This is a genomic window from Porphyromonas sp. COT-108 OH1349, assembly GCF_000768755.1.
GTDB lineage: Bacteria > Bacteroidota > Bacteroidia > Bacteroidales > Porphyromonadaceae > Porphyromonas_A > Porphyromonas_A canoris.
The window spans coordinates 209,343-230,127 of record NZ_JRAH01000003.1; the positions used below are offsets into that span (position 1 = coordinate 209,343).

18 protein-coding genes are annotated in these 20,785 nt (G+C 46.5%); 10 read left to right on the forward strand and 8 right to left on the reverse strand.

What is annotated here, in order from left to right; translation table 11 throughout:
• Positions 1-300: 300 nt before the first annotated feature.
• From rny to JT26_RS01175, 3 genes are all read right to left on the reverse strand, one after another.
• Complete coding sequence (gene rny, locus JT26_RS01165) at positions 301-1,845, reverse strand: ribonuclease Y (protein WP_200879737.1); 1,545 nt, start codon at positions 1,843-1,845, stop codon at positions 301-303.
• A 114-nt stretch (positions 1,846-1,959) separates the two neighbouring features.
• Positions 1,960-2,316 (reverse strand): cell division protein ZapA, encoded by a 357-nt coding sequence (locus JT26_RS01170; RefSeq protein WP_036790122.1) that lies wholly within the window; start codon positions 2,314-2,316, stop codon positions 1,960-1,962.
• Positions 2,317-2,324: 8 nt separating this feature from the next.
• Complete coding sequence (locus JT26_RS01175) at positions 2,325-2,633, reverse strand: hypothetical protein (protein WP_036844869.1); 309 nt, start codon at positions 2,631-2,633, stop codon at positions 2,325-2,327.
• A 95-nt stretch (positions 2,634-2,728) separates the two neighbouring features.
• Here JT26_RS01175 and JT26_RS01180 point away from each other — a divergent pair, with 95 nt between their 5' ends.
• From JT26_RS01180 to JT26_RS01210, 5 genes are all read left to right on the forward strand, one after another.
• Positions 2,729-2,944: a hypothetical protein gene (locus JT26_RS01180; RefSeq protein ID WP_152566955.1), complete on the forward strand. Its 216-nt coding sequence runs from the start codon at positions 2,729-2,731 to the stop codon at positions 2,942-2,944.
• Between the two features lie 41 nt (positions 2,945-2,985).
• Positions 2,986-4,632: a diphosphate--fructose-6-phosphate 1-phosphotransferase gene (locus tag JT26_RS01185; protein WP_036790212.1), complete on the forward strand. Its 1,647-nt coding sequence runs from the start codon at positions 2,986-2,988 to the stop codon at positions 4,630-4,632.
• Between the two features lie 960 nt (positions 4,633-5,592).
• A complete protein-coding gene (locus JT26_RS01200) occupies positions 5,593-6,528 on the forward strand; it encodes a DMT family transporter (RefSeq protein WP_052110272.1) in 936 nt (311 codons plus the stop codon).
• A 113-nt stretch (positions 6,529-6,641) separates the two neighbouring features.
• Positions 6,642-8,342 carry a glycosyltransferase gene (locus JT26_RS01205; RefSeq protein WP_036844884.1) on the forward strand — a complete coding sequence of 567 codons (1,701 nt, stop codon included), beginning with the start codon at positions 6,642-6,644 and terminating at the stop codon, positions 8,340-8,342.
• Between the two features lie 142 nt (positions 8,343-8,484).
• Positions 8,485-9,537 carry an RHS repeat domain-containing protein gene (locus tag JT26_RS01210; RefSeq protein ID WP_036844886.1) on the forward strand — a complete coding sequence of 351 codons (1,053 nt, stop codon included), beginning with the start codon at positions 8,485-8,487 and terminating at the stop codon, positions 9,535-9,537.
• Positions 9,538-9,833: 296 nt separating this feature from the next.
• Here JT26_RS01210 and nadA read toward each other — a convergent pair whose 3' ends face one another.
• Genes nadA through nadB form a run of 3 tightly spaced genes read right to left on the reverse strand, consistent with a single transcriptional unit; the run spans position 9,834 to position 13,255 of the window.
• Entirely contained in the window at positions 9,834-10,823 is a 990-nt protein-coding gene (nadA, locus tag JT26_RS01215) for a quinolinate synthase NadA (protein ID WP_036844888.1), read from the reverse strand.
• A gap of 9 nt (positions 10,824-10,832) precedes the next feature.
• Complete coding sequence (gene nadC, locus JT26_RS01220) at positions 10,833-11,675, reverse strand: carboxylating nicotinate-nucleotide diphosphorylase (protein WP_036844891.1); 843 nt, start codon at positions 11,673-11,675, stop codon at positions 10,833-10,835.
• Positions 11,676-11,677: 2 nt separating this feature from the next.
• Positions 11,678-13,255, reverse strand: coding sequence for an L-aspartate oxidase (gene nadB / locus JT26_RS01225; protein WP_036844894.1), 1,578 nt, complete (start codon positions 13,253-13,255; stop codon positions 11,678-11,680).
• A 202-nt stretch (positions 13,256-13,457) separates the two neighbouring features.
• Here nadB and JT26_RS01230 point away from each other — a divergent pair, with 202 nt between their 5' ends.
• Positions 13,458-14,684, forward strand: a complete 1,227-nt coding sequence (locus JT26_RS01230) for a hypothetical protein (RefSeq protein ID WP_036844911.1) — start codon at positions 13,458-13,460, stop codon at positions 14,682-14,684.
• 470 nt (positions 14,685-15,154) lie between these two features.
• Here JT26_RS01230 and gcvT read toward each other — a convergent pair whose 3' ends face one another.
• Together gcvT and pepT are read right to left on the reverse strand one after the other, a co-directional pair.
• A complete protein-coding gene (gene gcvT / locus JT26_RS01235; protein ID WP_036844914.1) occupies positions 15,155-16,243 on the reverse strand; it encodes a glycine cleavage system aminomethyltransferase GcvT in 1,089 nt (362 codons plus the stop codon).
• 39 nt (positions 16,244-16,282) lie between these two features.
• Positions 16,283-17,521: a peptidase T gene (pepT, locus tag JT26_RS01240; RefSeq protein ID WP_036790153.1), complete on the reverse strand. Its 1,239-nt coding sequence runs from the start codon at positions 17,519-17,521 to the stop codon at positions 16,283-16,285.
• 126 nt (positions 17,522-17,647) lie between these two features.
• Between pepT and JT26_RS01245 the strand changes: the two genes are divergently transcribed.
• From JT26_RS01245 to rpmA, 4 genes are all read left to right on the forward strand, one after another.
• Positions 17,648-18,802, forward strand: coding sequence for an iron-containing alcohol dehydrogenase (locus JT26_RS01245; RefSeq protein ID WP_036844918.1), 1,155 nt, complete (start codon positions 17,648-17,650; stop codon positions 18,800-18,802).
• Between the two features lie 335 nt (positions 18,803-19,137).
• Positions 19,138-20,013, forward strand: coding sequence for a helix-turn-helix transcriptional regulator (locus JT26_RS01250; RefSeq protein WP_052110273.1), 876 nt, complete (start codon positions 19,138-19,140; stop codon positions 20,011-20,013).
• 158 nt (positions 20,014-20,171) lie between these two features.
• Positions 20,172-20,489 (forward strand): 50S ribosomal protein L21, encoded by a 318-nt coding sequence (gene rplU, locus JT26_RS01255; protein ID WP_036790157.1) that lies wholly within the window; start codon positions 20,172-20,174, stop codon positions 20,487-20,489.
• Between the two features lie 43 nt (positions 20,490-20,532).
• Complete coding sequence (rpmA, locus tag JT26_RS01260; protein WP_036790158.1) at positions 20,533-20,784, forward strand: 50S ribosomal protein L27; 252 nt, start codon at positions 20,533-20,535, stop codon at positions 20,782-20,784.
• Position 20,785 lies beyond the last annotated feature (1 nt).

Consider the following 20,785-nt stretch of genomic DNA (forward strand, 5'->3'; position numbering starts at 1 on the left):
ACACGTTAAGCCGAAAGAATATGCTCGTTTACTGTTTTTGCTTAACAGGTATCGGAATTTTTGTTAATAAAATGGCTATGATTTAACAATTCGGTCGTGCTCTGAAAATGACCCCTCCGAGCAAAATAGAGAGCGAGAAAAAAGCGGGCATTTTTCGGGATGGAATATATAAAAATGAGGGACGGGATGACTCGCTTGAATGGGGTAGAATAAAAAGAGATCCGGCACACTCGAACCTCCGAAAAGGAGAGTAGAGTGTGCCGGATCGGTATCATCGGTCGGGCATATAAGCCCGGATATTTACTTGGCGTAGCTTACGGCTCTGGTTTCGCGGATTACCGTAATCTTTACTTGTCCCGGATAGGTAAGCTCGTCCTGAATCCGTTTTGCGATGTCTGCGCTCAACATGTCTGTGTCGGCATCTGTAACCTTATCGGATCCAACGATCACACGAAGCTCTCTACCTGCTTGGATGGCATACGTTTTCACTACTCCCGGATAAGATAGAGCCAGCTCTTCGAGATCTTTGAGACGCTTGATGTACGCTTCGGCTATCTCTCTGCGTGCTCCCGGACGTGCTCCGGATATGGCGTCGCACACTTGTACGATAGGGGAGAGCAGGGATGTCATCTCTATCTCATCGTGGTGAGCCCCCACGGCATTGCAGATGTCCGATTTCTCTTTGTACTTCTCGCAGAGCTGCATACCGAGTAGAGCGTGTGGAAGTTCCGGTTCGTCATCGGGCACTTTGCCTATATCGTGTAGCAGACCTGCACGTTTTGCTTTCTTCGGATTCAGTCCCAGCTCGGCAGCCATAATGGCACAGAGGTTGGCTGTTTCGCGAGAGTGTTGCAGAAGATTCTGCCCATAAGAGGAGCGGTACTTCATTTTTCCCACAAGACGGATAAGTTCGGGGTGGAGACCATGTACACCCAAGTCTATCACCGTGCGCTTACCGGTGTCTACGATCTCGTCTTCTATCTGCTTGCGAACCTTGGCTACCACCTCTTCGATACGTGCAGGGTGGATGCGGCCATCCTGAACCAGCTGGTGAAGTACAAGGCGAGCGATTTCACGGCGAACGGGGTCGAAGCAGCTGAGGACTATCGCTTCCGGTGTGTCGTCGACGATGATTTCGACTCCGGTTGCTGCCTCCAATGCTCTGATGTTTCTACCTTCACGTCCTATTATTCTACCTTTAATCTCATCCGATTCTATGTGAAAGACGGTGATGGAATTTTCGATAGCCGTTTCTGTTGCAAGGCGTTGGATGGATTTTATTACCACTTTCTTCGCTTCCATGTTGGCGGTAAGCTTAGCCTCTTCCATGATATCGTTGATTGTCGCAGAGGCTTGAGTGCGTGCTTCGGCTATTTGAGACTCTACCAGTTTTTCCCTTGCCTGCTCTGTGGTAAGACCGGCAATGTGTTGGAGTTCCAGTAGCTGTTGTTCTTTGATTTGGGCAAGCTCGTCCTCCCTAGCAGTAAGCTCTTCCATACGTGATTCCAGATCTCTTCTCAACTGTTCGTTGGATTCGATCTTTCTGTTTAGCTCTTGTTGTCTCTCAGAGAGCTGTTCGTCTCTGTTCTTGAGCTTGCTCTCTATGCTTTGGATCTTGGATTGTCTCTGTGCCACTTCGCGTTCGAGAGCGGCTTTTTGCTTTATGAACTGCTCTTTTACCTCCAGCAGTTTGTTTTTCTTTATGACTTCAGCCTCTTCTTTGGCTTTTTGCAGAAAGTGCTGGCTGCGTGTACGAGCTGCATCGGAAAGGAACTTCCAAAGCAATACTCCTCCGATGACGAGGATGGCAACACAGATAAGTACAGGAATAACAATATTGTTCATTCTACTCAAATATAAGGGTGTAACACTGTCTCCCTCTGTGGGAAGACCTTTGTAAGTAAATGAACAGGATGAATAAAACAGTGATAAATAGTTGTGCCCCTTTTCCCAATAAATTCAGGCGGTAGTATGGCGGTCTTCAAAACTCTCTAAGGAGTGGCGACGAAGCCTGTCAATGATGCTCTCTATCCGTGTTGCCAATGCTGTCTGACTATCTTTCTCGGCTTTGTTCTCCTCTACCAACGTGGCAAAGTGAAGGGCGACAAACAGAAGAAGCTTGGTGTCTGAGATGGTCGGGAACTTCCTTTTGTAGGCATTGATAAAGTGATTGACTTCTGTCTCAGCCTTGCGAAAGAATATTTCTTCCTCTCTCTGAATGTTGAGCGAGATCCGTTCTCCCATTAAAGTGAGATGGATGGTAAACTTGTTTGCAGGTTTATCCACACTGTTTTCACTCTGTTTAGGGACAGACATAGGGAGGCTCAAGGGTTGTTATTATTTATTGTTTTTATGCATTCTGCCACTTTGCCGGACAACTCTCGAAGGTGATCCCTGTAATCCACAAGGTGTGCCACGGATGTGGGACTCTCTTCCAGGTAAGACTCGGCAATGCTGAGTTTTCGCTTGAGATCCTCTGTCTCTTCATCCTGTTTCCGGCACTTTAAGGAGAGAGCTTTATTCTCTATTTGCAACTGACGCATCCGGACAGACAAATCACTATTTTGTCTCAATAGCTGTCCTATCCTCTCCTCAAGTTCTTCAAGCAGTATGTTGTAGTCTTTCAGTACCATTACACGAAAACTCAAACAAAATTAGCAATTTAACCTTGAAGCACCAACTTTTCTCCTATTTTTCTATATCTTTGCTCCGTACAAAGTATTTAGGTATGAATCCGACAGTTCTGAAAAAAATAATGATAGCTGCCTCTGTTCTCGGATTGATGCTGTTGCTGGCAGCCGTTGTATGTTATTTCATTATGGAAGGATGGCGTCAGCTGTTCTTTTCTTTTGCCGGAGCGATTCTGGCGTTGAATATGTTTTTCATCTTTTTCATGGCAAGAACCAACTATCGGAAGCTTGCTCGAAAAGGAGATCGAACGTGATTCTATTTTCAAGACAATATATAAACACAAAGATTTAGATGATTAAGAAAAGTGCATTACAAGTGGCTCGTGCATCTTATATGCCAAAGATGCCTAAGGCACTTAGAGGACAGGTGATTGCCGTGGAGGGCAATGCCACTCAATCGGTAGCGGATCAGGATGCTATCAAAAACTTATTCCCCAACACTTACGGACTTCCTCTTATAGAGTTTCAACCGGCTAAGGAGACGAGAGAATATGCTCCCATCCACACCGGAGTGATTCTGTCGGGCGGACAAGCACCGGGCGGACACAACGTTATAGCCGGTCTCTTTGACGGACTTAAGGCTCTGCATCCGGACAGCAAGCTGTACGGTTTCCTGATGGGACCAAGCGGACTTGTGGAGCACAAGTACATGGAACTCACGGCAGATATCATAGAAGAGTATCGCAATACGGGCGGCTTCGACATTATCGGTTCCGGACGTACCAAGTTGGAGACTAAGGAGCAGTTCGATAAAGGTTTGGAAGTTCTCCAAGAGCTGAATATCGGAGCTTTGGTCATCATCGGAGGAGACGACTCCAATACCAACGCTTGTGTTCTGGCAGAATATTATGCCAAGATAGGAGCCGGTGTACAAGTGATAGGCTGCCCGAAAACGATAGACGGAGACCTTAAGAACGAGCAGATAGAGACTTCCTTCGGGTTCGATACTGCCTGCAAGGTGTACTCCGAAGTGATCGGCAACATCCAGAGAGACTGCAACTCTGCAAGGAAATACTGGCACTTTATCAAGCTGATGGGGCGTTCGGCATCTCACATCACTTTGGAGTGTGCTCTTCAGACGCAGCCCAACTATGTGATTATCTCGGAAGAGGTCGAGGCTAACAACCTTTCGCTCGATGACGTGATCACTCGCATCGCACAGATTGTGGCAGATAGAGCTGCGGCAGGGAACAACTTCGGTACGGTGCTTATCCCTGAAGGGCTTATCGAGTTCGTACCGGCAATGAAAGCACTTATAGCGGAGCTGAACGACTTCCTTGCCGAGAATGCCGTGGAGTATGCACGTATCAAACGTTCGGAGCAACGCAACTATATCATTTCCAAACTCTCTGCAAAGAACGCAGCTGTGTTTGCTTCCCTCCCTCATGATGTGGCACGACAGCTTACGCTCGACAGAGATCCGCACGGCAACGTACAGGTGTCTCTCATCGAAACCGAAAAGCTCGTTGCGGAGATGGTAGGCGCGAAGCTCAAGCAGTGGAAAGAGGACGGGCTTTATGTCGGAAAGTATCTTGCCCAGACGCACTTCTTCGGTTACGAAGGAAGATGTGCCGCTCCGTCCAACTTCGATGCCGATTACTGTTACAGCCTCGGCTACAATGCCGCCTGCCTTATAGGTGAAGGCAAGACCGGATACATGAGTTCGATCTCCAACACCACCGCCCCCGCATCCGAATGGAAGGCAGGAGGAGTGCCCATCACAATGATGATGAACATGGAGCGACGTCATGGCGAGATGAAGCCCGTTATACAGAAAGCTCTCGTGAAGCTCGACGGTGCGCCGTTCAAGACAATGGCTGCGGAGCGTGAGATATGGGCGAAGGAGACACTCTATATCTATCCCGGACCCATCCAGTATTTCGGTCCGACAGAAGTGTGCGACCAGCCTACGAAAACGCTTCAGCTGGAACAACAAAAATAATGCCCACCATCTGAGACCTTTGCATTTCGCTTAAACGTGTTGAGTGGAAGTGCAGAGATTTATACTATAAATATTAAACCAGAGCGGAGGTCGTGCGATGAATAGCCATCGGCGACCTCCTTTATTTATATATCCCTTTCCCATATTGTTCCCGAGAGATCTCTCCGGAGGGAAATCCCCTTGCGGAGGGAGAAATATTTTCATCCGAACGAAAAAATATCTGCTTGCGGAAGGAAAAATATTTCTGCATACACGAAAAAATATTTCTGCATATACGAAAAAATATTTCTGCATATACGAAAATTTATTTTTGCATATACGAAAAAATATTTCTGCATATACAGAAATTTATTTACGTGCGCACAGAAAAAAAGTTTCGTGGCATGGAGAAAAATTTCTATGGGCATGGAGAAAAATTTCTATGGGCATGGAGAAAAATTTCTATGAGCATGGAGAAAAATTTCTATGGGCATGGAGAAAAATTTCTATGAGCATGGAGAAAAATTTCTATGGGCATGGAGAAAAATTTCTATGGGCATGGAGAAAAATTTCTATGGGCATGGAGAAAAATTTCTATGGGCATGGANATTTCTATGGGCATGGAAAAAAATTTCTATGGGCATGGAAAAAAATTTCTATGGGCATGGAAAAAAATTTCTATGGGCATGAAAAAAAATTTCTATGGGCATGGAATTTTTACCCCCTGCCGAAGGCGTTTTTTCTGCATAAGTTTCCGCCAAAAGTTTCTACTCTTTTTGCGGAGACCTTCGAGGGCTCTTGATTCGCTTTGTTTGCAAAACATTGTGCCGGTTCGCTGCCCGGTTTCAGGCTGTCCGATGCCGGACTTGCTCTATTTTGTCGCCACAACCGTCCTCCTTTCTGAAATCTATTGTGTAATTTTGTGCCCGAACCGAATCGTACAAATGCCCGCCGGAACAGGCAAAACAACTCAAGACTCCAATGCTGAAAGAACGTAAAGACATAGCTCCCGCCTCGTTTGGCCCCGAACAGCTCAAAGGACACATGGCAATACTGGGGGCAAACATCATTTTCGGTGTCAATACGGCTGTAACAAAGATGATTCTCCATCCCGGAGCTTTGGACCCGCTCAGTATATCGTTCCTGCGGTTCGGCGGAGCCATGCTGTCGTTTTGGATCCTCTCTCTGTTCCTCCCGAAAGAAAGGGTCGCCCGGAGAGACTACATTTATATCGCGTTGGCATCTCTGTTCGGTGTACTGGGCAACCAGATCGCCTTCCTCGTCGGGCTGCAGCAGACCTCTCCCACGAATGCCGCGATGATCGTCTCTTTGGGCCCTGTCGTGGTACTGATCCTCGCCACGGTCGTGCAGAAAGAACCGCTTACTTTCAGGAAAGGGTTCGGCGTCCTGCTGGGAGCACTGGGGGCTATCCGGCTGGCTCTCACGGGCGGTACGGTGGATTTTTCGTTCGGAGGCGACTCTTTCGGCATACTCCTCCTGTTCGTCGGATCGCTCTTCTATGCCTTCTATCTCACTCTGTTCAAGCGGATCATCATGACCTACACACCCGTTACGCTGATGAAGTGGATGTTTCTTTTCGCCACGGTCGCTTCCGTACCCTTTTCGGGCGTGAGTCTGCTCCGCAGCGACCTCTTCGGACAGACCGCCTCCTACTACGGCATGCTTGCCTATCTCGTCTTCGGTGCCACGTTTGTGGCTTATCTGCTCATCCCCATAGCACAGCGGAAGATCCGCCCCACGGTCGTGAGCATGTACGGCTACATTCAGCCGATACTCACCATCGGCATCGCCATCTTACTCGGCTTGGACAGCTGGCAGTGGAGCAAGCTCCCCTCCATGGCTATGATCTTTCTGGGAGTCTATCTCGTAACGACAAGTAAAAAACGTATCGCCTGACAGACGGGAAAGAGTCCGCTCCGAGACCGCTCTCCTTCCCCTCTTTTATAGGAATATTCAACAATAAAACGTATCTTTGATAAAGGCAAAGTACCAACTAAATGGAAGAAATTATGAAGAATCTTAATAACAACAGCAAAAAGAACTCCCTGTCGGCAAGTTTCGTTTTTGAAACAAGTTGGGAAGTGTGTTACAAAGTCGGAGGCATACATACGGTCCTCTCCACACGTGCCCGTACAATGGTGGAAGAGCACGGAGCCGATAATATATTATTTGTAGGACCTCTGTTCGGAGACGGAGATCTTGCCAAGCGCGAATTTGTTCCTTTTTCTTCCAAAAGAGGTAAGCACGGCAAATGGTTTTCTTGGGCGGAAGAAGCATCCGAAAGGCTGAATCTCCCCATACGGGTCGGGCAGTGGAATGTTCCGGGACAGCCGTTCGTCGCTTTGGTGGATCACTCCGCGCTGTTCGAGCAGAAAGGAATCCTTTACTACGAAGCGTGGGAGAAATACGGCATAGACGGCAATGTCGGCTACGGTGATTATGACGAGAGCTGTCTCTTCTCCACCGCTGCGGCGATGGTGATGAAAGATGCGTACGACCATCTTTTGTCTCAAGAGCAGAAAGCAAACGCCCTGGCGATCTTCAACGAATGGATGACCGGCTTCGGGCTGCTGTATCTCAAGACACATGCTCCCGAAATCAGACGGATATTCATTACTCATGCCACCTCAACGGGACGTTCCATCTGCAGCAATGGCAAACCTTTGTACAGCGAACTGCCTGCATACAATGGCGATCAGATGGCTTGGGAACTCAACATACAGGGTAAACACAATATCGAAAAGGCAGCAGCACACCATGCCGATGGCTTTGGAACGGTGAGCGAAGTAACGGATAAAGAGTGCGCCCAACTGCTTCAGAAAAAGGCGGATGTGGTACTGCCCAACGGCTTTGAACCGGACTTTGTCCCTGCAACTTCCGCATCGAGAAGTCGCCTTAGAAAGCGTGCCAGAACGCGCTTGATAGAGATAGCATCCAAACTTTATGGCGAAGAAATTCCGGAAGATACCTTTATAGCCATCACCTCAGGGCGAGGAGAGTTTCGCAACAAGGGGCTGGATATGTTTCTGGACGTGATGGGACGGCTTAGCGAACAGCTGCCGGAGGGTGCATCGGTACTTGCAGTGATCCTTGTTCCCGGCTGGATAGAAAGTCCGAGAGCCGATTTGGAATATGCCCTTACCGAGAAAAAGACGCACACCGCCCCCATGCAGCACAGATACATAACACACTGGTTGCACAACCTGCATACGGATCCTATCGTGAACAAAATAGAGGAGATGAACGGCTACTGGGATAGAAAGGTCAAAGTACTCTATATCCCGTCCTATCTGAACGGACACGACGGTATTCTTAATCTCTCTTACTACGACACCTTGGTCGGAGCCGATCTTTCTCTCTTTCCCTCTTACTACGAACCTTGGGGCTATACACCGCTCGAGAGCCTTGCGTTCGGTGTTCCTTCCATAACCACAGATCTTGCCGGTTTCGGCTCTTGGGTCAATACTCTGTCGGAGGATCAGCCCAAGCTCGATACGGGAGGATGCTTTGTGGCACACAGGGAAGATTATAACTATAATGCCTCTGTGGATCAGATCGTAAGCGCAACGCTCTCTTATCTGAACTGCTTCTACGACAAGAAGACACAGAAGATAGCCAAGTCTGCTCGTACTATTGCCTCTCATGCCGAGTGGAGTAAGTTTTACAAGCACTACTTGGAGCTTTACAGCCGTGTACTAAGCAACGAATGATACAGCCTTATCGAGGCGAAGCGATTTTGTTTTTATTACTTCATGCTCCTGCTTCTATGCTTCATAGGAGTGGGAGCATCTCTGAAAAAAGATGCGCATACCCCGCAACCGGATATTCTTAACAACTAAATACAGATCTATTATGAAGTGGTACAATACGTTGATGGTGAGTCTGCTCTTATCGGCTTTTGGCTTCACTGCCTGCGGAAAAAAATCCTCTGCAACAGAAGAAAAAGCGCAGACAGACTGCGAAAAAGCCGGATATAAAGGTAAAGTGAAAGAGGTGCGAATGTCGAGATATTTCGCCCCGACAGAGGATGAAGAGGATTGGTACACCACTCTCGGTCCTGTGGTTACGATCTTCAACGAAGATGGCAGCCTTAAAGAGGAGAAGTCTTATAGCAATCTTGATGTCGTGATGTACGGCGATTCCCTTGAATATAAAGACGGTAAGCTGGTTCGGAAGGTCTCTCTTTCCGAGTCTTTAGACCCCGAAGAGACACTCTATGCCTATGATAATGCCGGCAACCTGATAGAGAAAAAGACCATAACAAGGGAGATGCCCGAAGAGGAAGGACGGGTTACGGAGCATATCCTCTACTCTTATGACGGAGAAAATCGTCTCATAAAGAAGAGCTCCATCGTATATGAGGGTTACGAAGATCCTTATGCCACCGAGATAAGATACACATACGACGCGGCAGGTCGTAAGATAGAGGAGCATATTCGCTATGCTCTATCGGAGAGTAAACCATTTACGGATGTTATAACATGGAAGTATGATGCAAAGGGGCAACTCTCGGAGAGGTTTTACAAAACCGAAAGATCGGAAGAGTTTGGAAACACTCTCGATCGCTATGAGTATGATGAGCATGGCAACATGACAAAGTCCGTCTGCTTCTCAGATGGAAAAGAGCTTTACTCGTACACCTACAGCTATGTCTACAAGAACGGACGCATCATTGAAAAGACGCAGCAAACCTCCGAAGGGAGTAAGATAGTTAGCTCTTATGATGAGAATGGAAATCCCGTTTGGGAGCAGACTTATGGTTTGGATGGAGTGCTCCTCTCAAGGATAGAGTATGTCTGCGATGCAAAGGGAAATATCATAAAGAGCTCCCTCTTCTCGTTGGATGATCGTGGCGTCCTTTGTGAGACAACGAGAGAAGAGTGGATTATTTCTTATTATGAATAGGTTCGTTAAATCTGTTTGACCTTTTTATATTTTATCGCAAACAGATTCAGAGTTCGTAATCGGGGCTTGGTTGGTAAAAATCAAGCCCCGATTTGTTTGGAGCAAAGTTTGGTTTCCATAAAACGAACCTTGATTTTCAAAGTTGAACGGATTCAGCCTATTTTCCGATGCCGTTAAGAAGAGCTTTCAAACAGCTTCAAAACAACTCTTTTGAAGCTTCAACACGAAAGAGAGCCCCGACCTTCATGTACAAGATCTGGGTTCTCTTTTATTTTTATATGCTAAGATCTGTATGATCAGAGACCTAAGCGATCCGATATTTCCAGCATTCTCTGTATCGGTTTTGCTGCTCGCTCTATGACATCGGCAGGGAGAGTTACTTCGGGACACTCGAACTTCAAAGTGTTGTAGAGCTTGTTGAGAGTGTTCAAGCGCATATAGTTGCACTCGTTGCAGGCAGAAAGATTTTCGTCCGACGGCACGGTGATGAACTCTTTACCCGGAGCCTCTTTCTTCATTTGGTGTAAGATGCCGCTCTCGGTAACTATTATGAATGCCTTTTTATCGCTTCGAGAGACAAACTTCAGCAGTGCTGCCGTTGAGCCGATGACATCTGCAAGATCCAGAATATCTTTTTTGCACTCCGGGTGTGCCAGTACGGGTGCATCAGGATAGCTCTCTTTCAGTCTCTTCAGTTCCGTTACGGAAAATCTCTCATGGACGTGGCAACCTCCGTCCCATAGCAGCATCTCTCTTCCGGTAATGCTGTTGATGTATCTGCCAAGGTTGTAGTCGGGTCCGAAGATCAGCTTTGCATCCTTTGGAAAACTCTCCACGATCTGGCGTGCATTGCCCGAAGTAACCACGACATCCGTAAGCGTCTTTATCGCGGCACTTGTATTGACGTAAGAGAGGACGATATGGTCCGGGTGTCTCTTGACGAATGCCTCGAACTCGTTTGCCGGACAGCTTTCAGCCAAAGAGCAGTCTGCATTGAGATCCGGCAGGAGTATCTTCTTGTTCGGACAGAGGATTTTGTTGGTTTCAGCCATGAAGTGGACACCGCACATCACTATGATGTCCGCATCCGTACCGGCTGCCACTCTTGCCAAACCGAGGCTGTCTCCCACATAGTTCGCAATGTCCTGAATCTCTCCCTCTGTATAGTAGTGCGCCAGAATGATGGCATTCTTCTGTCTGCACAGCTCTCGGATTTCGCTTTTAACATCTATATCGCCGGGGACAGGCTCATCGACAAAGCCTTTGTAGCTCCACTCTTGTTTCATTTTTACCGATTAAAAGTTCATACTGATGTCCAAAGCACGTACACTGTGCGTGAGGGATCCTACACTTATATAGTCCACGCCGGTCTCGGCAACGGCTGCAATGGTTCCTTCGTTGATATTGCCGGATGCTTCTGTCTTGGCTCTGCCATTGATTATAGCCACTGCCTCTTTCATGGAAGCGGTATCCATGTTGTCCAACATAATCACATCCGCTCCGGCTTCGACGGCTTCCAGCACCTGTTCCAACGTGGATGTTTCGACCTCTATGCGTATCGAAATGGGCGTAACTTTGCGTACCTGCTGCACGGCAGGAGTGATACCGCCTGCAGCCTTGATATGGTTATCTTTCAGCATTGCCATGTCATAAAGCCCCATCCGATGGTTTGTTCCTCCACCGTGTCTTACTGCCATCTTATCCGTTAAACGGTGTCCGGGAACGGTCTTTCTCGTATCCAGCAGTTTGGCGTTGGTGTGTCCGATCAGCTTGACCAACCTGTTTGTGGCTGTGGCGATACCCGACATTCGTTGAAGAAAGTTGAGCATAATGCGTTCGCTTTTTAGCAAGTGATCGTACCTTGCGCGTATTTTGAGTATATCCTCTCCTTTCTTAACCTCGTCTCCATCCTCTACAAGAGGAGTAAACTCTGCTTCTCCAAGATATGCGATGATACGTTCGGCAATTTTCAGACCTGAGATTATTCCGTCCGCTTTTGCCGTAAGAGTTGCTACCTTGTACTCTTCTTGCGCCATGATTGCTTCCGTTGCGATGTCTCCGGAAAAGAGGTCCTCCTCAAATGCGAGAGAGATAAGCTGTTCCAAGTGTTCGTCTTGAATAGAGTTGAAGATCTGCATGATTATACTGATTGATGTGTGATACTGTTTTCTTTGATAATGGTGTGATATGCCTTTTGAGGGGAAAGCGTTTCGGGATAGTCTTGTCTGTAATGTCCGCCACGGCTCTCTTCTCTCAAAAGAGCAGCTTTCGTGATGATGAGTGCTACCTGATGCCGTTTGTACAATAGCCTGCCATGGAATGAGGTGTCCTTGAACGGCTCAAGCTCTTTCAGGCTATCTTCTATCTTTCTGATACCCTCGTTGAGAGCTTCGCCCTTTCTTACAATGCCGACATTCTGCATCATGGTGTTGCCCAAGGCACGCATCATGGACTCTCCTTTGGTTTTAAGTTCAAGCTCCATCTGCATAGAATCGAGCGTGAATGGCTGCTGAAGAGCCGAGGTGTCCGGGGTAGGGAGGGGCTGATTGTGGATATGATCCGCAATGCGTTTACCGAAAACGAGACACTCTATAAGGGAGTTGGAGGCGAGTCTATTGGCTCCCATCACCCCCGTAGCGGCTACCTCTCCCACCGCATACAGCCTGCCGATGGAGGAGAGACCGTTCCGGTCTACCTTTATACCGCCTACCGTGTAGTGCGCAGCGGGAGCAACCGGAATTTCGCTACTTAAATCCAGACCGTTTCTTCGGCAATACTGCGTGATGGTAGGGAATCTTTCCGCAATGTGTACGGGGTCGAGATGTTTCAGCGATAGTGTTACGTAGGGCATCTTACTCTCTTGCATCGTGTAGAAGATCTCTCTTGCCACAACGTCTCTTGGGGCCAACTCCGCAAGCTTATGCCTTGTAAGCATGAACCTGTTGCCGGTATGATCCAGAAGATGAGCACCTTCTCCTCTCACGGCTTCACTTACCAGGAAAGAGGAGTTATTGGGTATATAGAGAGCGGTAGGGTGAAATTGTATAAACTCCAAGTCCATCAACTCCGCTCCTTGTTCGTATGCCAATGCCAGTCCGTCTCCTACACTTGTAGAGGGATTGGTGGTAGGATTATAGATTGCAGCCGCTCCTCCCGTGGCGAGAACCACTGCAGATGCAAAGAGAGGTGCGATGAGGTGGTTAGCTTCATCATAACACCACACGCCCCGACAACCACTATCTCCCAAGATAAGGTCTGTTGCCGTATGATGTTCCAAGATGGAGACCTTGCCCTCTTTGAGTATAAGCTCGGTGATAAATGAGGTAACAAGACGCCCCGTAGCATCTCCGCCTGCGTGCAGGATGCGTTTGTGGTTGTGTCCGCCCTCTAATCCCAAAGCAAGATGTCCATTCTCCAGATCGAATTTCATACCCAACTCTATCAGTTCGGCTATTCTATCTGGAGCTTCTTCCGTGAGCAGACGCACGGCTTCCTCGTTACAAAGGCCTCTTCCGGCCTCTAATGTGTCCAATAGATGAGCGTGCCGGCTATCGTTTATATCGGTTACGGCAGCCATTCCACCCTGAGCCATATATGAGTTGCTATCGATCAAAGATGTCTTGGCAAGCAGTCCTATACTTCCTTTATCAGATAAAAGGTAGGCGGTATATAGCCCTGCCAATCCTCCTCCAACTACAATATAGTCGAATGTGTGCATATCTACGTGGTTATTTTACAGGGAGCAAAAGTATGAATAAAAACTCAAGTTTCCCAGCCCGAAAGTGGAATGAGAGTTTCTTCGACTCTGTTTTATATAAAGATTGTTCTATTCTCTCTCCGTCGACAATCTTTTCAAAAGAATTTATTCGTAAATTGCCGCTCCATTCGGAATAAGGAAAACCAATTATTAAAATATCAATATGAAAAGAATCTATCTGCTCTTGGCTCTGCTTCTCTTCGTTCAAGCCACTCCTCCCGAAGTGAAAGAGCTTAACCCTACATCTGTGGAGATTTTGAACCTAAGCCCGCAAGCTGCCAAGGAGTACAGCCAAAAACGGGAAAAAGCACGTGAGATATCGAGCAAGCTGTCGGATAAAGTAACTTACGAAAGCCTCAGCAAGGCAGAAAAGGAGATCCTTGAGAGCTACGACGAAATGGCTTCAGATAACTACTGGGATATACTGGGAGATGGGTGTTCCTGGTACTGCGGAGGAGGTCCTAAAGCAGTAACCGCGTCCAGTACACTCAAACCGCAAGGGAAAGTAAACTATAAAGCTGAAAACGCACATGACCTCAACTATCTGAACGTATGGGCTGAAGGAGCAAAAGGATATGGAATAGGAGAGTATCTGCTATATACTTTTGGGGCAGAGAGTGCGAGAATAACCGAAATAATTGTAGTAAACGGATATGTCAAAAGCGAGGCTGCGTGGAAGGACAATTCGAGGGTAAGGAAACTCAAAGTCTATATCGACAACAAGCCGTATGCGATACTGAACCTGAAAGATGTACGGGGCAGCCAGACATTCACAGTGCCTCCGATAGGAAAGCTAACCGGTAAAGAGGACGAAGATCTGAGCGCTCAGCCGGACTGGACGATAAAGTTTGAGATCTTGGAAGTATATAAAGGCGATAAGTACGATGACGTTGTAATATCCGAGATTTTCTTTGACGGCATAGATGTTCACTGCCTGGCAAAAGGAACGCCGGTATTGATGTCCGACCGGTCGGAGATGCCTATCGAAGAGCTTAAAGTGGGAGACGATGTGGCTTATTGGGATTCAACCTCCGGACAGATCAAGAGTGCGAAGGTGGAAAAACTGGAAAAAGCCGTACACCATGCACTGGTAAAATACAGATTTGAAAGCGGCAGAGAGATCATCACAACGCAGGATCACCCTTTCATGCTCAAGGAAAAAGGCTGGGCTTCGCTCCGTCCGCAAAAGTCCGCACAGTATAAAGGCTTTGAAAATGTCGGCAAGATAAGAGTGGGCGACCTCTTCTCCATCATGGGCGGAACGGACAGACTCATTGCCATAGACAAGATCGAGGGAAGCCAAGAGACCTATACTATCTCCAAAATGAGTGCCGGAGATCATTTCATCGCAAATGGTCTGCTTGTGGGAGTAGAGAGTCTGAAAAATTAGGAAATTACTCTCCGTACAAAACCGGATATAGAAGATCTTCTACTTTTAAGAGGTTCTATTCGAGACAGAAACGCAGTCCTTCGGGCTGCGTTTTTTGTTTTGAGATTTCTTTTGCTCTGTTCTTAAACTCCGATTAACACTATCAAAATTAGGGCTAAGAGGGTATAAAAGTTTCTTCAAAGCCGTTCGGAGTTGAAAATCAACGCTTGATTCTTATGAACCAAGGTTTGATGGATAAAAAGCGAGACTTGATGTTTACACATCGGAGCTTGATTTTGAATTTTGAACAGGTTAAAGGGAAAAAATAAACGGGTTCGGGGGATTTTCTTAATACGTACAGGAAACATTACAATCCCATGAAGAGAAAGAGAGAGTCCGAAACCGGAACTCTCTCCTCCATATTAACCCAAATTTTTAGACAAGCAAAAAACGTAGCCGTCTAAGGGTCTTAGCAAGACCCTAATATCTTATTATTTGCGGAATGGCAGCTTTATCACCTTTGCTTCTATCTGCTTTCCACGAACCACAATGAATATCTTGGAGTCCGGAGCAGTGTAAGCTTTTTCCAAGTAGCCGAGTCCGATACCTTTTTTCAAGGCAGGAGACATGGTGCCGGAAGTAACATGACCTATGATTTTGCCCTCTTCGTTTGCAATCTCATAGCCGTGACGAGGAATACCTTTGCCCACCATTTCAAATCCTGTAAGCTTCTTTTCGGGGCCGTTGATCTTGGTTGCTTCCAAGATCTTACGTGATGGAAGGTTCTTCTTGTCGTCGGTCAGCTTGGTTACCCAACCGAGTCCGGCTTCGAGCGGATTGGTTGTTTCGTCGATGTCGTTGCCATACAGACAGTAGCCCATCTCCAAACGAAGTGTGTCTCTTGCACCAAGACCGGTAGGCTTGATGCCTGCATCTTTTCCTGCTTCAAAGAGTGCATTCCAGATGGTAACGCCGTTTTCAGGGTAGAAGTATAGTTCAAAACCGCCTGCTCCGGTATAGCCGGTGTTGGAGATGATGACATTCTTTACGCCCGCAAACTCCCCTACTTCAAACGCGTAGAAAGGTATATTGTCAAGGTTTACCGGAGTGAGGCTTTGCAACACAGCCTTTGCCTTTGGGCCCTGTACGGCAAGGATACCGATGTTATCGGATCCGTTTTCGAGGATTACACCGTCCGTAGAGTGCTTTTGCAACCAGGCAAAGTCTTTCTCGATGTTGGAAGCGTTTACGGCAAGCATATACTTGCTCTCTTCGTAATGGTAGAGGATAAAGTCGTCTACAATACCTCCCTTATCGTTTGGCATATAGTTGTACTGCGCTTTGCCTACTGCTACTTTGGAGATGTCATTGCTACAAACATTCTGAAGAAAAGGTAGAGCGTTTGGCCCGGATACCCATAATGCTCCCATGTGAGAGACATCGAACACGCCCATGTTCTCGATAACATTGAGGTGTTCATCGGTAATGCCGCTGTATTCTATGGGCATATTGAAACCCGCGAATGGTGCCATCTTGGCGCCCAACGACTCATGAATGGATGTAAATGGGGTTGTTTTCATTTTGTTGTTGTATGTATATAAGTAATTTGTATGTAGTATCTATTTGGTTTGTTCGGCTGCAAGCTTGGCTATTTCGCAAACAACCTCGTAGCTTTTGATAAGCGATGGAATGGGGATAAACTCGTATCTGCCGTGGAAGTTGTGTCCACCTGCAAAGATATTGGGGCAGGGCAATCCCATGAAAGAGAGACGAGAGCCGTCCGTACCGCCTCTGATGGGCTTGATGTTCGGCGTTACTCCCACTCGTTGCATCGCTTCGGAGGCAAGATTAACGATCTCCATGCGAGGTTCCACTATCTCACGCATATTATAATATTGGTCTTTCATCGAGAGCGTACACTTGGCAGTAGGGTATCTTTTATTGATTGTCTCCACGGCCTGAGTGAGTTGCTCCTTCATCTTTTCAAACTTCTCTCTGTCGTGATCCCGTATGATGTACTGCACGTTGGCATCTTCCACGCCTCCTTCTATCCCGATAAGGTGAAAGAATCCCTGGTATCCTTCCGTATTGGCAGGCGTGATGGGCGGAAGGAGCGAATTGAGTTCCATCGCCAAGAGGAGAGCGTTCACCATCTTGCCTTTGGCATATCCGGGATGCACATTGACGCCTCGTATGGCAATGGTTGCACCTGCCGCATTGAAGTTTTCATACTCCAACTCTCCTATCTCTCCGCCATCGATGGTATATGCAAAGTCTGCCTTGAACTTTTCTACATCGAAAAAGTCTGCTCCGCGACCGATCTCTTCGTCCGGCGTGAAGCCTACCCGGATGGTGCCGTGCTCTATCTCCGGATGCTCTTTGAAGTAGTGAAGCATCTGCATGATGGCTGCCACACCGGCTTTGTCATCGGCTCCCAAGAGAGTGTGTCCGTCCGTAACGATAAGCTCTTGCCCTTTATACCTGTTCATTTCGGGGAACATGGCAGGGGAGAGCAGGATCTGCTCTTTTTCGCAGAGTGTTATGGCTTCTCCCGTGAAGGGGACTATTCTTGGCTTGACATCCTTACCGCTCATGTCGGGAGCCGTATCCATGTGTGCCACAAAGCCTATGGTCGGAACTCCTTTCTTGCTTGTGTTGGCAGGAAGAGAAGCCATGAGGTAGCACTTGTCGTCTAATGAAATGTCTTCCAAACCGAGTGTCTCCAACTCCTCTTTGAGTAGCTTGGCAAGGTCGAACTGCTTCTTGGTGCTGGGGGTATCGTTTGAGGTAGGATCGCTCTTAGTATCTACAGATACATATCTTAAGAAACGCTCCACTATGGGATGATGAGTATTCATAATAATTTGTATTACGGTTTTACTGAACGGTCCAAGTATCTTTTATCGTACAAACATACTAAAAAAAGCATAGACCTATCATATCTTTTGGCTATATTTGCTAAACACGAAAACATATATTGAACAATGAAGAATTTTTCTTTTCACAATCCTACTCGAATCGTTTTTGGCAAAGACTGTGTAGCCAAATTGAATAAGTTTATACCAGAAAAAGAGCGTGTTTTGGTCTGCTTCGGAGGTGGCTCTGTCCGCTTCAACGGAGTCTATAATCAGGTGAAAGCGACTCTGTCGGGATATACGGTCCATGAGTTTTGGGGTATAGAGCCTAATCCATCAGTGGAAACTGTGCGTGCGGCTGTTGCGGAAGGAAAATCTTTTAATGCTACCTGCGTGTTGGCTGTGGGCGGAGGGAGCGTTCTCGATGCTTGTAAGCTGATAGCGGCAGCTCTTACAACGGATGTGGATCCATGGGAGATCACACGAGCCGGAGTATGTAAGACATATCTTCCTTTATATACGGTGCTTACGGTACCCGCAACAGGTTCGGAAATGAACAGTGGTGCGGTGATCTCGAATAAGGCGACGGGGGAGAAGTTTCCCGTCACTTGCGGTTTCCCCGTAGTATCATTCATGGATCCCTCTTTCTGCTTAACGCTGGGGCAGAGACAGCGTGCATGCGGTATTGCAGATGCTTATGTGCATGTCTTGGAACAGTATCTTACTTTTCCGCAAAGCGGTATCATGGACAGAATGGCAGAGGGTGTGCTGAAACAGTTGATAGATATTGCACCGAAATGCGTCAAGGAAGAGTTGGATTATGATACTGCTTCGGAATATATGCTGACGGCAACCATCGCTCTAAATGGATTCCTCGGCATGGGGGTGGTACCGGATTGGGCTACTCATTTTATCGGACATGAGATAACGGCTCTGACTTCTATCACTCATGCCGAAACGCTGACGATGATTTTGCCGCATCTGTGGTATGTTTTGCTTGACCATAAACAGGAAAAGCTGGCTCAGTATGCACGGCGAGTTTGGCATATTACAGATATAAAGGATGAAAGGAAGCTGGCTCTAAGGGCAATAGAGCGTACCGTAAAATTCTTCCGTGATTTAGGACTCGCAACATCCATGCTTGAGAAAAATGTCGATCCGGAGGTGGGAAATGAAATTATTGAGCGTTTTTATAAAAGAAATACATCTTTGGGAGAAGGCCAAATATGTACTCCTGAACTGATAGAAGCTGTAATAAGACGATCGCAACAGGTGAAATTTTGAGCAGAATCAAGCTGAATAAATATTAAATTACCACCAAAAGTTTTCTTATTCGTGCTTTTTGCGTAATTTTGCAAAGCAGAAATTCTAAAGAGAGACACTATATGTAATTTCAGGAGGGGATGTGGCTGGGAATAAGGATGGTAAAAGCACTGTCCTTCTATTATTACACTAAGTATTGTATAAGAATCAGTCAGTATTGTTCTGTATAATGGGACTTCCTCTCAGCTTGTTAGTTAAATGGAGGAGATCTCAATTAAAAATTTGATATAAAGTTATTACCCGTTTCCGGCTATCTCTATTGGTAATACAGATAACCGGAAAAACAGATGTTTAATATGGTACAAGAAAGATGTGTTCCGGATCTTCAACACCACTTTGAGTGTAAACACTATGAGCAAGAGTATTCTTGCTCTTTTGAGTGTGTGAGTGGAGAGGAAGGCTGTGTATTTTACGTGGATAGAAGCGACTTTTATGGTATCGTCTTCTTAAAGAGTGGTCGCCTGCGCTACTCGGATAGCGAAGAGAATAGTATTTTGTTGACAGAAAATACAATGGTCTTCATAGACAAGGTGGTCTCTTATGCTTTTACATTTGAATCCAATTGTGAATTGTATTATTTGCAATTTTATCGTCCGGCTCGCTTGTGCGAGAACTTTAATATAAGAGCTCTCAAATGTTATGCTCCGACTTCGTATGAAGTGTCTGTGCTGTCGATCGTAGAGCCTCTCAACGTTGCTCTCCAAAGTCTTAAGATGTACAGAGAAGATGGTTTGAAGTGTGGTGTCATAATGGATGCCAAACTTCGAGAAGTGTTCTTCGTTCTGAGATCTTATTATGAGAAAGAACCGTTGGCTTCTTTCCTTGCTCCTCTACTCAGAGAGGAGATCGACTTCAAGGAGTTTGTCTTGACAAACTATCTGCGAGTGAATACGGTACAAGAGCTGGCACAGAAGAAAGGGATCACATTGCGCCTGTTCAACAAGCTGTTTAAGGAAGCATTCAATGCAACTCCTTACCAGTGGATGTTGGAGCAAAAGGGCGAGGTGATAAAAGAACGCCTTTCAAGAAGAGAGGTGCCTTTTACAGATATAATAGAGGAGTTCGGCTTCTCTTCTCCTTCTCACTTCACGGTCTACTGCCGCAAGCAGTTCGGTGAAACGCCTTCAAGACTAAGAAAGAAGCTGATCCGGGAATCGAGAGAGGGGATTTGAGGTTTTCTGCCCCCAATTGTTTGTATGATACGTAAATAATACTTACCTTTGCAGCGAATTTCCCTTGTAGGGTCAGATAAGTAGAACTGTTCTCATGGTACTTATACCGACCGAATAAGCTCACCCTCAAGGCTGCTAACTATACAATATAATATATAATGTACGTAATTGTAGAGATGCAGGGCCAGCAGTTCAAAGTAGAACAAGGCCGCAGACTGTTTGTTCACCATATTGCAGATGTAGAAGCAGGTGCAACAGTAGAGTTTGATAAAGTCCTTTTGGTGGATGTCGATGGAGCTGTAAAAGTAGGTGCTCCGCACATAGAAGGCGCTAAGGTTGTATGCGAAGTAATCTCTCCATTGGTAAAGGGAGATAAAGTTCTTGTCTTTAAGAAGAAGAGAAGAAAAGGTTATCGCAGGCTTAAAGGTCATCGTCAGCAGTTTACAGAAGTTACTGTAAAGGAAGTGGTGGCGTAACGTTTGTCCTATTTTTATACACTTAAAAGAAAGCATTTGAATCATGGCACATAAAAAAGGTGTAGGTAGTTCTAAGAACGGACGTGAGTCGGAAAGTAAACGACTTGGCGTTAAGATTTATGGTGGTCAAACTGTAAAGGCAGGAAATATCATCGTTCGTCAACGTGGTACAAAACATCACCCGGGTAATAATGTGGGCATGGGTAAAGATCACACTCTTTACGCTCTTACTGATGGAGTGGTAGTATTTACTCGTAAGAAAGACGATCGTTCGTTTGTTTCTGTTGCTCAATAAG

What these genes read in the sequence shown, in the direction of transcription:
- JT26_RS01180 (WP_152566955.1), top strand. Translation starts at nt 2,729, where the DNA reads ATGAATCCGACAGTTCTGAAAAAAATAATGATAGCTGCCTCTGTTCTC.
- nadA (WP_036844888.1), bottom strand. Translation starts at nt 10,823, where the DNA reads ATGAAACAAGAGTGGAGCTACAAAGGCTTTGTCGATGAGCCTGTCCCC.
- rpmA (WP_036790158.1), top strand. Translation starts at nt 20,533, where the DNA reads ATGGCACATAAAAAAGGTGTAGGTAGTTCTAAGAACGGACGTGAGTCG.
- JT26_RS01250 (WP_052110273.1), top strand. Translation starts at nt 19,138, where the DNA reads ATGGTACAAGAAAGATGTGTTCCGGATCTTCAACACCACTTTGAGTGT.
- nadC (WP_036844891.1), bottom strand. Translation starts at nt 11,675, where the DNA reads ATGCAGATCTTCAACTCTATTCAAGACGAACACTTGGAACAGCTTATC.
- JT26_RS01200 (WP_052110272.1), top strand. Translation starts at nt 5,593, where the DNA reads ATGCTGAAAGAACGTAAAGACATAGCTCCCGCCTCGTTTGGCCCCGAA.
- gcvT (WP_036844914.1), bottom strand. Translation starts at nt 16,243, where the DNA reads ATGAAAACAACCCCATTTACATCCATTCATGAGTCGTTGGGCGCCAAG.
- rny (WP_200879737.1), bottom strand. Translation starts at nt 1,845, where the DNA reads ATGAACAATATTGTTATTCCTGTACTTATCTGTGTTGCCATCCTCGTC.
- JT26_RS01175 (WP_036844869.1), bottom strand. Translation starts at nt 2,633, where the DNA reads ATGGTACTGAAAGACTACAACATACTGCTTGAAGAACTTGAGGAGAGG.
- JT26_RS01210 (WP_036844886.1), top strand. Translation starts at nt 8,485, where the DNA reads ATGAAGTGGTACAATACGTTGATGGTGAGTCTGCTCTTATCGGCTTTT.
- JT26_RS01170 (WP_036790122.1), bottom strand. Translation starts at nt 2,316, where the DNA reads ATGTCTGTCCCTAAACAGAGTGAAAACAGTGTGGATAAACCTGCAAAC.
- JT26_RS01230 (WP_036844911.1), top strand. Translation starts at nt 13,458, where the DNA reads ATGAAAAGAATCTATCTGCTCTTGGCTCTGCTTCTCTTCGTTCAAGCC.
- JT26_RS01205 (WP_036844884.1), top strand. Translation starts at nt 6,642, where the DNA reads ATGAAGAATCTTAATAACAACAGCAAAAAGAACTCCCTGTCGGCAAGT.
- JT26_RS01245 (WP_036844918.1), top strand. Translation starts at nt 17,648, where the DNA reads ATGAAGAATTTTTCTTTTCACAATCCTACTCGAATCGTTTTTGGCAAA.
- rplU (WP_036790157.1), top strand. Translation starts at nt 20,172, where the DNA reads ATGTACGTAATTGTAGAGATGCAGGGCCAGCAGTTCAAAGTAGAACAA.
- pepT (WP_036790153.1), bottom strand. Translation starts at nt 17,521, where the DNA reads ATGAATACTCATCATCCCATAGTGGAGCGTTTCTTAAGATATGTATCT.
- nadB (WP_036844894.1), bottom strand. Translation starts at nt 13,255, where the DNA reads ATGCACACATTCGACTATATTGTAGTTGGAGGAGGATTGGCAGGGCTA.